We start from the raw sequence: 12455 nt of genomic DNA on the forward strand, positions 1-12455 counted from the left end.
AATGGACAAGACAATTTTGGCATTACATCAAGTGAGCAAAGTGTTCTTTGGCGAGGATGTTGAAACTCACGCCATTAGCAACATTAACCTTGAAATTGAAATGGGCGATTATGTTGCGATAACTGGCCCGTCAGGATCGGGAAAATCCACTCTATTGAGCATTCTTGGACTATTAGATGACATCACGTCGGGCAGCTATCGCATCCAAGATATAGAAACCAGTACGCTAGACGCAGACACGCAAGCAGAGCTGCGTAATTTGCATATCGGTTTTGTCTTTCAGTCATTTAATCTACTGGATGGGTTAACGGTATTTGATAATGTGGCTTTACCGCTTCAGTATCGAGAGCCTGCGCTTGCGACTGACGAAATTGAGCGCCGTGTGATGGGCGCGCTTAAGCAAGTTGAAATGTCTCACCGAGCAAAACATAAACCAAACCAACTATCTGGTGGACAGCAGCAGCGAGTGGCTATTGCGCGTGCGCTTGCAGGCGAGCCAAGTATCTTATTAGTTGATGAACCAACTGGAAACCTCGATTCTAAAAATGGGGATGCGGTAATGGCCTTGCTGGGAGAGTTGAATAGGCAAGGCACAACCATTTGCATGGTGACGCACGATATTCGCTATGCAGGTTATGCCAAGCGGCAAATTCAGCTTTTAGATGGTGTACAGGTTTCATCAAGCGTTGCAAAACGCGATATTTGTACTGCGGAGGTGGTGTAATGGGGTTTTTGCAACTTCGGCGTCAATTAGGGCTGGCAATCAAAAGTTTGCTTCAAGTACCGAATTTTTGTATCACGCTAGTACTGACGTTGGCACTCGCGTTAAGCTGCTTTTTTGTCGCATTGAGTCTGTTTAGTGGCTTTTTTATTAAGCCGCTTGAGATTGAAAATGAATCGCGATTTGTGGTGGTAGAACAAAAAAACGTATACCAAGACAGGGCGTCTGAAGGGCTGCAAAGCTTCCAAAATATGCTGAACTGGTATCAGATCCCCTCCATATTTGAAAAACGAGCTTTGATCAGTAGCTTTTCCGATGTGGTTGAAAATCTAGCTGGCAAGCCAAAGCTTACGCTGACTTTTGCAAGTTCGGATTATTTTAGTATGGTGAAAATGCCGCTAGCACTGGGGCGATACCTAACGCCGACGAAAAGCATTAGCCAGAAAAATCCAGAGGTCATTATTTCCTATAAACTTTGGCAACAATACTTCAATGGTGATGACAATGTGCTTGGGGAGAGTTTGCGGATTGTTGGCAGACTGTACACCATCGTCGGTGTTGCTGCGCGTACGCATATTGATCCTTACTTTTTAAGTGAAGGAAATGGGGCGCTGTGGCTTAGTTTTTCTGAAGATGAGCGATTTTTTGGTGATCAGCGCGGCGAGTATCATCCGTGGAGTAGCAGACTAAACAACTTGAAGTTACTGGCGATATTACCAGTCAATAGTGGTCAGGATATCCTCGTAGAGCAGCTATATCAAAATGCTCAACTGCACCAAAGCGAATGGAAATCGGCTGACGAAGCGTTACTTGATATTGAACCTATAGTACGTTCGTACCGTGACGTAGAACTGGCGGGACATGACAAGCTTGCCATTATCGTGTTGTTGAGTGTGTCATGCTTGGTACTCATTGCAATTTTTAATGTGAGTAATTTGTTTATCTCTCGAGCTCACACCATCCAGCAGCAACTGGCCTTACAAGCTATGCTCGGTGCGAAGCGTAAGCTGTTGTTTCGTGGAATTTTGCTAGAAGCGCTGTTATTGGTGTCAGGCGCTGTGCTGGTGGGGTTATTTATTGCGGCGTGGGAGCTGAGGTTGGTTAAATCGCTCACCAGTGGTTATTTGCCGCTGATTGATACCTTAACCTTAGATACCACTGTACTGCTCAGTGCTATCCTAACCGTACTGTTATTGGCTTTATTGTTTGCGTTTGTAACTTCACGCATGATTGATTTTAGCCAGCTTAAGCAAAGCATGCAGTCGTCAGGTAAAGGCAGCGTAAAAGCGGTACGCATAGCGACGACAAAAACACTGGTTGCGGTACAGCTGTTTTTTACCACAGTGTTGGTGCTTGGGGCGACCTTAGTGTTGTGTAAAAGCGCCGATACCTTGCTTAGACCGCTCGGAACAAAGTTGGACAATATGTATAGCGTGATGCTACATATTCCCGCAGATCCCACTCCATTTCCCGCGCGTTACGCCAATATTGAAAGATTCAAACTCGCGCTGACTAACATTCCGGGCGTGTTAGGCGTAGCCCATGGAGAAAGTCCATTACAAAGCGATGTCCCTGTGGTTGCTATGCAAGATATGGCGGGTGAATGGACACCGAACATGGTTAGAGGTAACGTTGGGCCGGATTATTTTGCATTAACTGGGCTTGAGCTCGTTGCCGGGCGCACTTTTAGCGAAGCTGCAATTCGAGGCGAAAAGGAAGAGGCTATTGTTTCTTGGGCTGCGGCACAGGCGTTAAAACCAGATGGGGATGTGATTGGTGAAACGTATTTTATTTTTAACCCAGATGTACCTGCTGAAATCGTAGGTATTTCAAAAAACTTCAATTACCCTAAACGTCATCATGAACTTCAAGGTAAAACCGTTTGGCTACCCGCGCTGCCTTTGGGTTATCCATTTATGATAGAAATGGAACCGGGAGCATCACTTACTCGCGCTCAGATCCAAAATGCCATCAGCGCCGTGAATGGTCAGGCGGGAATATGGCGTTTTTTAAACTTAACAAAGACATATCAGAGCATTACCTATTTGGAGCGCCTGACTTTACTGCTAAGCTTTGCGCTTTGTGGTTTTTGTTTGTTGTTATCTGGGGTGGGCATTTACGGTGTGCTTAACTATAGCTTTCAACAAAGACGCTACGAGTTTGGGATGCGAATGGCACTTGGTGCCAAACGACACCGCTTATATCGGTTGTTATTGTCAGATACCATCGCGCCGATGCTAGTGGCGATGTTGGCTGCCATTATGGTTGTTGCGGGATTTTATATAAGTGTTTCGTCAGATTGGTTGTTGGCAAAATCCAGCTGGTTGTTTGTAGTGATTGTTACCATGTTGGCTTTTGCGTTAGTCACGGCGATTTACCCAATGAGACAGTTAATAAACTCGACACCAATGCGAGCATTAAAACATTAAAGTTTGGGCGTAAGCCCAAACAGAATATAAGTAGGAAGTGATGACGCCAGTTTTAATCATCGACGACAACCCTGACGTGCGAATGTCAGCCACCATAGTGCTACAAAGTCATGGTTTTATGAGCCTTGAAGCCGCACACCCTGATGAAGCTAAAGCTATTTTATCGCAGCAGCCCGTTGCGCTTATTTTGCTTGATATGAACTTCAATAGAGATACAACCTCAGGAAAAGAAGGGCTGCAATTTCTTAGTTGGCTGAGACAAGCGCAAATAAGTGTGCCTGTGGTTGTTATTACTGCGTGGGCCAAGGTTGAACTTGCGGTCCAAGCAATGCAGTTGGGCGCATGTGACCTCATTGAAAAACCTTGGCAAAACCAGCGACTGCTGAACACCATCAGACGCTACACCAAAAGTGATGAAGCGCTATCGTCATTACATGAACCACACACAGACAATAACGCAACCACTCAGTTGTTTCAGCAAGCTCAGCGCGTTGCAAAAACCAATGCTAACGTACTTATTTTGGGAGAAAATGGCTGCGGAAAAAGTCAGTTGGCTAAATATATTCATGATAATAGCGGTCGCTCTGAGCACGCTTTTGTGAGCGTGAATATGGCCGCTATTCCAACGGAATTATTTGAAAGTGAGTTATTTGGCCATCGCAAAGGCGCATTTACCGATGCAAAAGCAAACCGCACTGGACGGTTTGAAATGGCTGAAAATGGCACTTTGTTTTTAGATGAAATCGGCAGTTTGCCGTTGTCACTTCAGGGCAAGCTATTACGCGTGCTCGAAACGGGTGAATATGAAGTCGTGGGAGATTCTGAAACGCGCCGCAGTAACGCGCGGATTGTTTCTGCCACTAATACGGATTTGTCAGAAGCGATTAACGCCGGGCAGTTTCGTCAGGACTTACTCTATCGCTTAAATACGGTGGTGCTAAGGGTGCCACCACTCAGAGCGAGATTAGCAGAGCTTCCAAGCTTAGCAGCCCATTTTTTAACAAAGCACACCCAGCGCCATGGTAATGATACTGGACGGGAGCGCTCGCTAACTGCTGCGGCGCTAGACAAATTATTGAGTTACAGTTGGCCTGGGAATATTCGTGAGCTATCTCATGTCATTGAACGGGCCGTGATCTTAGGACTTCAGCCTGAGGTAACCGCGGATGATATCGAGCTTGAGGAAGGTGTACTAGAGCAAGAGCTCCCACTGTTGAGCCTGGAAGAAGCCGAAAAACGCATGATTGCAAGAGCGATCCGCCATTTCGATGGCAATGTAGTGGCCGCTGGAGAATTTTTAGGTTTGAGTAAATCTGCAATTTATCGACGCCTAGAAAAGTACGATATTAGCCCAAAGGCAGAGCTTGATGGCTAAGCTGGCATCACTTGAGCACAAGTTACTTGTTGGCATTGCGATACCTATAATCACACTTGCTATGCTCGCGCTTGGGTTGATCTGCTATTTTGAGCTTACGTTGTTAAGTGCAATCACTTTGTTGCTCGGTGTGATGATCCCCTCTGTATTAGCACTGAGTTACGGCTATCAATCAGTAATGCAGGTGCTTGAAAGTTTGGCGGTCCAGTTGGACGGTGTAACCAATGAAGAGTTTGGTGTATGGCAGTTAGCGCAATACCGCAAGGGTCGGGTTGAATTGCTCAAGGCTGAGCTCAAAGAAGCTGCCAAGCGATTACAGCAAAAGCGTCAAGAATATGGTCAGAATGAAGCTTTTGTATTTAATTTTATGAGCGAACTCACCCTGCCAATTGTGGTACTTGATGCGCATCATCATGTGTATTTTGCCAATCATGCCATGAATACAGTGTATCCAGAACAGGTGTTACATGGTGCACATGCTAAAGCTCTGGCGCTTCAGTATGTGGATGAACAATGGCAGCATACGCAGCACATCTCTCGATTTAGCATTGCGGCTCATAAACTATATCGGGGGCAGCGAGCCTATCAATTATTGGTGTTTTTCTCGGTGGAGCAAGCGCTGCGAGATAATGAAAAGCAGGTATGGCAAAAGCTACTATCGGTACTCAATCATGAAGTGCGAAACGCCTTAACTCCAGTGTACTCAATGGCGCAATCTCTACAACAAGATGGCAATATCATTTCACCTGAGATGCAGCAAACTATGCTCGGTGTAATAGAAAGTCGTGCAGCTCATTTACAGCAATTTGTTGCAAACTACGCACAAGTAGCGCAGCTTCCACCCGTTGATATGCAAAACATTGAGGTAGAGTTGCTGGTATCGCGCTGGCAAGCTTTATTTCCCAGTGTTGAGATAAAGGCGCTTAATAAGGGCTTGGTTTATTGTGATGAAGCTCAGCTAACGCAGGCTATGATCAACCTTGTCAATAATGCTGAGCAAGCAAATCAATCTGCGGGGAATGATGGCATAACACTAACCATAGATAGACCAAAAAATTGGCGCTTTACCCTAGAAGATAACGGCGCTGGTATCGCCAATCCTGATAACCTTTTTGTACCATTTTATTCTACTAAACCAAAGGGATCGGGTATCGGCTTGGTATTGAGCAGGGAGCTTATTCGTAATCAGCAAGGGGAGTTGCATTTAGCGAATTTACCGGACAATAAAGGGGCTCAAGCTGTGGTTACTTTGCATTTCTAGTAAATTTTGAACAACTTCGCAATATTTGAATATTTATCTTTCTTTGGAATTTGTAACCTCAGGTTAAGTAGTTTTACCTTGCCATATTATGGCAACTGAGGAGTAGTTTACATGAAAGATAAAAATCAATTAGGGCTCGTGCAGCTCGCCGAGATGCCCATATTAGTGCTGTTTATTCGAACCAGTATTCCCATTTGTATCGGTTTACTCGTTGTGGGTTTATATGCCTTGGTTGACGGCTGGTTTATTAGTCGCTACGTGTCAGAGATGGCATTTGGTGCCGTGGCTATGGTTTACCCGCTGCAGGTGTTAATGATAGCGCTAACCGCTATGGTATCTGCAGGTATGGCGGCCACAATGACAAGATTAATCGGAGCAAAGCAAGTAGGTAAAGCCGCAGAGGTTATCGGTCATGGACTGATAATTGGCGGTATAGTTAGCGTGGTATTCTTGGTACTTGGTTGGCTTTATCCACTTGAGCTCTTATCACTTTTGCAAGTGGAAGCGGTTTTTGTAAAGGATGCGCTTAGCTACATACAGCCGTTATATCTTTGTGCCATTACCGGAGTTTTATTACCTATCGTGGCTGATATGTTCCGTGGTCAGGGTAAACCGCAGTTGATGATGCTGTTGTTATTAGTCTCGGCTGTGCTCAATATACTGCTTGATTATCTATTTATCGCGCAATTTGGTTTGGGGGTTGCAGGTGCGGCATATGCGACAATCGCAGCGCAATTGGGGGCATTGATTATTGCGCTTCAGCTAAAAAGAAAGCGTACTGACTTGCTTGCGGTTAAGGTGTGTTGGAAACCTCGTGCTTGGCTACCGATCCTCGCAATCGGGATGCCTATCTTGATCACGCAATTTTGCCTTGGCGTGCAAACTGCGGTGGTTAACTGGCAGCTGTTGTCTTTTGCAAACGAAAATTGGGTAGTCGCCCACGGCATGCTGGGACGTATCATTAATTTTGCAATTCTACCCGCGATTGCAATGTTGATCGCATTTCAAACTATCGTCGGCTATAACTTAGCGGCAGGACATAGTGGGCGAGTAAGAGCGTGTACGCGAGTTGCTTTTTTGGGTATGACAGGATTTGCACTGCTATTGACGCTAGGGTTGATGGGATTGCCGAGGCTATGGCTGAGCCTGTTTACCGAAGCGAGTGAATTTCTCGAAATAGGAGAGCGCGTTTTTCGCTCAGCCCTTTGGGGGATGCCGCTATTTGGCGTGGTAATTTTAGCATCTGGATTTTATCAAGCAAAAGGTGATGCCAAACGCGCTTGTTTTTACAGCGCCTTGAAGGTGATGTTTATTCTAGTTCCATTAATCGTTATTGCACCGCACTACTTTGGCTTAAATGGTGTATTTATGGCACTTGTAGGGGCTGATTTTATAGCCGCAGGGTTAACATTTATACTGTGTTGGCGGCACTATCAACAGGCTAAGAGCCAATCGGGAGAGATACAGCTTGCATCAATCAACTGAGCAAAAGTTAAGCGCTGAAGAGATATATTTAGGGCGGTTACAACCTGTCATTGAGTGGGTGCATAGTAATCCAGAGTCGCCGCTTTCGTTACAGCAAGCGGCGAGCCTGAGCCATTTTTCTAAGTTTCATTTCCAGCGCATTTTTGCAGCTGTGATTGGTGAATCTTTGAGCCAGTACACTAATCGCGTGAGGTTGGAGCGCGCGGCCAATATGTTGTTGCTAGCCGAAGAGTACAATGTGACAGATATTGCGCTACAGTTTGGTTTTTCTGGTAGCGCAAACTTTTCGCGAGCGTTTAAAGAGCACTTTGGTGTGACTCCTTCAAGTGTGCGAAAAACAGAACAACTACGTAAATTGGTGACAAAAAATAACATTGAGCCGGCCCTTAACACGACACAACTTACCCGAATACACGCATTAAGAGCTGAGCGACACAGTGTTATCCAGCCGGTTAAACTACACTCCATTTCACAGCTACCCTTATGTACATTACGCGCGTCACAAGGCTACCAATTGCAAGGAATTAGCGCCTGTTGGCAGCAGCTTGCAGCGTGGGCTAGTGCACATGGACTGGATTATAGCCAAGTACAAAAGTTTGGTTTTGGTCATGATAACCCCGTTTTTACGCCACTAGATAAAGCGCGTTACGATGGTGCAATTGTGATTAACGACGAGTTAAAATCTGCGGTGACTCGGCCATATCAACTCAATGTGCTCAGCGCGGGAATATACGCAATTTTTGATTACCGTGGAGCAATTAAAGACTTGTTGAGTTTCCAATTAGATATTTTCGCAAAGTGGCTGCCACAAAGCGGATACGAGCCAGAAGATGCGCCCTTAATTGAACATTATCCTGAAGTAATTTCACAAGAAAATGGAGGCTCGCCAAGTGATAAGGTGATTGCGCTGGAAATTTGGTTAAAGGTCAAGCCGCTAAAATTTACTAAATCAATCTAAAAACTTCACAATTCGCCCACAAACTTTAAGCATGATCAACCGTACACCAAGCGGGAGATTAAAAAAGTGGTTGAACTAGAGTTAATTCGAGTTGATAAATACAGCGAGCAGACTTTTACACATTTGCTAGAAGCGAGCCATTATCAAAAGCAAGTGGGCTCGTTTGAACTGTGTAGCGCAACCAATATCGCTTATCTTTTTTATGCAGATGGTAAGTTGGTTGGCTTTACCGTAATAGGTATTTCAAACCGCCGAGAGTTTGAAGTCTGTGCGCTTTATATTACTCCTGCCGAGCGCAGAAAGCGTTACGCCACCGAGTTTATGGCACACATTTGGTCAGTATACAAAGGTCGTTGGAAAGTGCGTATGCAAGATAAGCTTGAAAGCTCGTGCGGTTTTTGGCGCAAAACCTTGGCTGAGATGACCAATCAACCGCAATCGCATAGACGAGAAAGCGAGTTTGAACACGCTTTTGCAGTGTAGCACCTACGTTAGTACCATTCCTGTTTTTCTAGCCAAAATGCACGGCCAAAACCGCCTACATATCGAACCCTCGCCACTTCAATTCGCCATAGGTGAAAGTCACCGAGCATGGCATATTGCTGAGCTTTTTCGTGCTTTATTACGAATTGTGCAATCAGGCTTTCGCTATCCGCTCTTGGTAGTTTGTGTGCATGCCCAAGAATAGTAACTCGCGCATTTTCAACGTCTTCAACCGCACCATCACCGAGCACCATAAACGAAAGTGCCGGGTGCTTGGCTAAATTCTTGGTGTGCTGGGCGATATCACTAATAAAGAAGTAAAAGTGATTATCTTCAAGAAAAACATATTGAGCGATAGAAGAAAAAGGAAAGCCCTTTTGGTTGTTAGAGAAGGTAGATAAAAATGCGCTCTTATGGTTTTGGCATAAGGCCTTTGCTTCGTTGATTGCGGTTTCTCTCATCTTGTTATGCTCTTAAATAATAAAAGACCTAACCGCAATGATCGCTAAAACTAAAAATAAAATCAAAAACTAAGTAAGCAAAACCGCAAATTTGAAGCTACCTTTTTAAAAGGTATGTTGGTAATTTTTAGAGTATTTACTTGGTTTTTTATCCCATTTGTAACATAGTTTGTTTACTCAAAATAGAGCAATGACATTATGCTAAGTAAACTAACAATAAAACAAAAAATTACTTTAGGCTTTAGTGCATTAGGTGTGCTGCTGTTACTTGCGTGCGTGCTTGCCTATTTAGCATTGGCGCAAATAAAGTCCGCTAATCAAAATATGGGGCAAATTACTTTGCCTATTCAGCGCAGTGCCGACGCCTTGCAACTTGAGCAGCTTAAGCTCAGCAAGTTGGTTTCTCAAGCTTATACCCTCGAAAGCGAGCAAGATATCAATCGGGCTCGACAGCAATTTACCACACAGCAGCAACTGTATGTTGAGCGCCAGCGGCACTTAACGTCATTGACGCAAGCCATGCCTGAATTTGTCACACCATTAAAGCAAACTCTGGCGCTGGGTGAGCAGCTCAGTCGTGCCGCAGAACAAATGTTGCAGGCTAAGGCAGATGTTGTACAAGCGCAGCAACGGATCCAATCACAATATCAAGCACTTAAACAGGATAAAGAACAGGCCAGCAATGCCATGCTGGATCTTGAGTTAATCGAGACAGACAAAACACGGCAGTTGGAAGAAATGGTTGGGACTGGCGTTCGTATTGATGACATGTTGTTTACACTGGAAAACAACAGTCAGCGGATCAGCGGTTTAACGCTAGAGCAAGTAGATCAGCACCAGCAAGATATGTTGTTTTTGTTAGATAATATTGAAAATAACCTAACGTTTTTGAAGCGCCAAGCCTATGGCATGGATGCAGATGATTTGTTAAATCAGTTTAGTGAGGGCATGACTAAGCTCAGGGAAAAGCTGGGTGAGCCCGGTCATCTTTATGTCGCGGTACAAGAGAAACTGCGTCAGCAACAGCAAGCTGCAATGTTATATAAGCAATCAGAGCAGCATGCGTTTGCCATTTTAACCGAGCTTGAGAAAATGCAGCAAAGCGCTAATGCGGCGTTTAATCGTTCTCAAAATAATGCTGAAACCCTTATCGAGCGAGCGCAAAATACCGCCATTTTATTGGTGATTGTCTTTATTGCTTTAGGTGCGTTTATCTCGGTTTCAACTAGCCGGGCAATGCTTGGGCCGTTGGCTGCGGTGAATAAAATGCTCAAATACCTTGCTGCTGGAGACTTTTCGAAGCAAATGAGTAAGCGCAGTGATGATGAATTTGGTCAGTTAATTGATAATATTAATCAGGTGAAAGACAATCTCCGTGCTTTGCTAGAGTCAATCAATAATCAGGTTCATGAGTTAGAAGGACTATCGGAATCATCATTAAGCGAAAGTAAACAAATAGCCAATAATGCGACTGAGCAAATGCGCCGCATGGATAATGCCAATCGCTTAGCACAAAGTATTTCAGCTAGTGCTTTGGCGGTTTCCGAACGCTCGTCAGATAGCCTCGCGAGCATCCATACCGCTAACCAGCATAAAACCGAGGTCAGTAAATACACACAAGACAATAAAGAACATATTCTATCGCTCAGCACGCGCATGAGTGAAGCGGTAGAGAGCATGACCAAATTGACCACACATAGCGAGAATATCGGCAGTATCTTGGATACCATTGTTTCTATTGCTGAGCAAACCAATCTGTTGGCGCTAAACGCAGCAATAGAGGCGGCTCGAGCTGGTGAGCAGGGAAGAGGGTTTGCGGTGGTCGCCGATGAGGTTAGAACGCTTGCGTCTAGGACGCAAGAGTCGACTAATGAAATTAACCAAATGATCGCAGCTCTGAGACAGGATACACATAGCGCCTCTGAGGCCATTAACTCCGGCCAACGTGATGTTGCCTCATGTGTTAAACAAAGTGAGGCGCTTGCCAGTGCCATGGATGAAATTGCCAACGCTATTTTACAGGTTACGCAGTTGAGTGAAGAAGTCAGCCAAGCCGCTGATCACCAAGCGACGGATTGTCAGCAAATTGAGCAGGTGATGCTAGATGCACAAAGTACCGCAAATGAGAATGCTCAGGCGATGCAAAGCTTGGCTAAAGGCAGCGAGTCGCTCAGTAGCTTCTCGCATCGTCTAGCAACACTGGTTGAGCGTTTTAAATTATAAGAATGTAAACTGGTATTACACACGCTTTGATGGTCTGGAATAAATATAAGACATTACTGCGATCTTTATACTGCCAACTACACAGGCCAACCAGGCTGCTGGTGAGAGCAAAATAAGTAAAGCATAGCTCGCTGTCATGCCCACTGTTGCCATGACTTTAGCCTTGAGTGGAATAACCCTGTATTGCTTCCATTGCGTTAATGAAGCGCCAAACCTTGGGTGATTTAGCAGCCACAAGGCAAGCCTAGGAGAGGCTTTTGAAAAGCACGCCAAAGCCAGAATAAAAAACACAGTGGTTGGCATGACGGGCAAAACAATACCAATAACACCGAGGGCTACAAATAGATATCCGCATAGCAGTAGGGCTATTTTCTTATAGTTGGCTAAGGCGGCTTTAAACATCATGAATAAACGTGTGCCTGGAATGCTTGGAAACGGGTGAATGCCTGACGAGCACCTTCAATTAGCGCCTGTTCTTGCTGTTCGCTCAATTCAATTGCGTCTATGATTTGCACAAGCTCTCGCCAAGCGCTGCCGCGACCGGCTCCTGGGCCTGCTAAATATCGAGCGCCGTGCTGCGCATCAAAATTGAGCTTGGCCCCAACTTGTTTACCCAGCATGGCTGCACCGACCTTTGAGCCCTCAACCACATATAGCCAGCCGAGCGCTCTGGCGACGTCGGTATTATTGGTTACTTCTGGCATTAAGTAGGGAGTAGGGATGGTGGTTTCAAGGTCGATAAAGTCTTGCTCAAGCAAACCTAAGCGGCGGCGCGCGGCCAAATCAGGAATAAGCGCTAATAATTCTGGGTGTTCATAAAGAGCGCTCACATCTTTTAAAAAATAAAACTGTAGTCGTAAGAAATCGAGATAGCTTTGTGTATTGGCGAATGGGTCTTGCGCCATAATGGATTTGTCTACATTGTCGTGGGTATCTGCAGTTGCATGTTTTAAGTTTTGCGCTCGAGAAAGTGCAGAGGTAACGGTAGTCATTGATGCTCCAAGGTGATGTAAAAATATAGCGCTGTCTTTAAGCAAAAGTACAGCGCCTAAGTGTTGA

Annotated in this window: 11 protein-coding genes; 8 read left to right on the forward strand and 3 right to left on the reverse strand. The window is 45.1% G+C overall.

Annotation, left to right across the window (positions count from 1 at the left end; all coding sequences use genetic code 11):
• Nucleotide 1: 1 nt before the first annotated feature.
• From MHN32_RS14050 to MHN32_RS14080, 7 genes are all read left to right on the forward strand, one after another.
• Nucleotides 2-724 (forward strand): ABC transporter ATP-binding protein, encoded by a 723-nt coding sequence (locus MHN32_RS14050; protein ID WP_102056410.1) that lies wholly within the window; start codon nucleotides 2-4, stop codon nucleotides 722-724.
• On the forward strand, nucleotides 724-3150 hold the full coding sequence (locus tag MHN32_RS14055) for an ABC transporter permease (protein WP_239422128.1): 2427 nt from the start codon (nucleotides 724-726) through the stop codon (nucleotides 3148-3150). Before MHN32_RS14050 ends, MHN32_RS14055 begins: the two co-directional genes overlap by 1 nt.
• A gap of 40 nt (nucleotides 3151-3190) precedes the next feature.
• On the forward strand, nucleotides 3191-4525 hold the full coding sequence (locus MHN32_RS14060; protein ID WP_239422129.1) for a sigma-54 dependent transcriptional regulator: 1335 nt from the start codon (nucleotides 3191-3193) through the stop codon (nucleotides 4523-4525).
• Entirely contained in the window at nucleotides 4518-5786 is a 1269-nt protein-coding gene (locus MHN32_RS14065) for an ATP-binding protein (RefSeq protein WP_239422131.1), read from the forward strand. Before MHN32_RS14060 ends, MHN32_RS14065 begins: the two co-directional genes overlap by 8 nt.
• 111 nt (nucleotides 5787-5897) lie before the next feature.
• Entirely contained in the window at nucleotides 5898-7271 is a 1374-nt protein-coding gene (locus tag MHN32_RS14070; protein WP_227387274.1) for an MATE family efflux transporter, read from the forward strand.
• Nucleotides 7255-8229, forward strand: coding sequence for a helix-turn-helix domain-containing protein (locus tag MHN32_RS14075; protein ID WP_239422133.1), 975 nt, complete (start codon nucleotides 7255-7257; stop codon nucleotides 8227-8229). The genes MHN32_RS14070 and MHN32_RS14075 overlap by 17 nt, the downstream gene beginning before the upstream one ends.
• Nucleotides 8230-8295: 66 nt before the next feature.
• Nucleotides 8296-8712 carry a GNAT family N-acetyltransferase gene (locus MHN32_RS14080; RefSeq protein WP_010604082.1) on the forward strand — a complete coding sequence of 139 codons (417 nt, stop codon included), beginning with the start codon at nucleotides 8296-8298 and terminating at the stop codon, nucleotides 8710-8712.
• An 8-nt stretch (nucleotides 8713-8720) separates the two neighbouring features.
• On the opposite strand, the gene MHN32_RS14085 is transcribed toward MHN32_RS14080, so the two are convergent.
• Entirely contained in the window at nucleotides 8721-9173 is a 453-nt protein-coding gene (locus tag MHN32_RS14085) for a pyridoxamine 5'-phosphate oxidase family protein (protein ID WP_010604081.1), read from the reverse strand.
• A 198-nt stretch (nucleotides 9174-9371) separates the two neighbouring features.
• Here MHN32_RS14085 and MHN32_RS14090 point away from each other — a divergent pair, with 198 nt between their 5' ends.
• Nucleotides 9372-11396: a methyl-accepting chemotaxis protein gene (locus MHN32_RS14090; protein WP_010604080.1), complete on the forward strand. Its 2025-nt coding sequence runs from the start codon at nucleotides 9372-9374 to the stop codon at nucleotides 11394-11396.
• Nucleotides 11397-11411: 15 nt separating this feature from the next.
• On the opposite strand, the gene MHN32_RS14095 is transcribed toward MHN32_RS14090, so the two are convergent.
• Entirely contained in the window at nucleotides 11412-11801 is a 390-nt protein-coding gene (locus tag MHN32_RS14095; RefSeq protein WP_010604079.1) for a YbaN family protein, read from the reverse strand.
• Nucleotides 11798-12388, reverse strand: coding sequence for a biliverdin-producing heme oxygenase (locus MHN32_RS14100; RefSeq protein ID WP_010604078.1), 591 nt, complete (start codon nucleotides 12386-12388; stop codon nucleotides 11798-11800). The genes MHN32_RS14095 and MHN32_RS14100 overlap by 4 nt, the downstream gene beginning before the upstream one ends.
• Between the last annotated feature and the right edge of the window lie 67 nt (nucleotides 12389-12455).

This window comes from Pseudoalteromonas sp. Of11M-6 (genome assembly GCF_022347905.1).
Taxonomy (GTDB): domain Bacteria; phylum Pseudomonadota; class Gammaproteobacteria; order Enterobacterales; family Alteromonadaceae; genus Pseudoalteromonas.

Coding starts and splice junctions, on each gene's coding strand:
- MHN32_RS14050 (WP_102056410.1), top strand. CDS start 2: ATGGACAAGACAATTTTGGCATTACATCAAGTGAGCAAAGTGTTCTTT.
- MHN32_RS14055 (WP_239422128.1), top strand. CDS start 724: ATGGGGTTTTTGCAACTTCGGCGTCAATTAGGGCTGGCAATCAAAAGT.
- MHN32_RS14060 (WP_239422129.1), top strand. CDS start 3,191: ATGACGCCAGTTTTAATCATCGACGACAACCCTGACGTGCGAATGTCA.
- MHN32_RS14065 (WP_239422131.1), top strand. CDS start 4,518: ATGGCTAAGCTGGCATCACTTGAGCACAAGTTACTTGTTGGCATTGCG.
- MHN32_RS14070 (WP_227387274.1), top strand. CDS start 5,898: ATGAAAGATAAAAATCAATTAGGGCTCGTGCAGCTCGCCGAGATGCCC.
- MHN32_RS14085 (WP_010604081.1), bottom strand. CDS start 9,173: ATGAGAGAAACCGCAATCAACGAAGCAAAGGCCTTATGCCAAAACCAT.
- MHN32_RS14090 (WP_010604080.1), top strand. CDS start 9,372: ATGCTAAGTAAACTAACAATAAAACAAAAAATTACTTTAGGCTTTAGT.
- MHN32_RS14095 (WP_010604079.1), bottom strand. CDS start 11,801: ATGATGTTTAAAGCCGCCTTAGCCAACTATAAGAAAATAGCCCTACTG.
- MHN32_RS14100 (WP_010604078.1), bottom strand. CDS start 12,388: ATGACTACCGTTACCTCTGCACTTTCTCGAGCGCAAAACTTAAAACAT.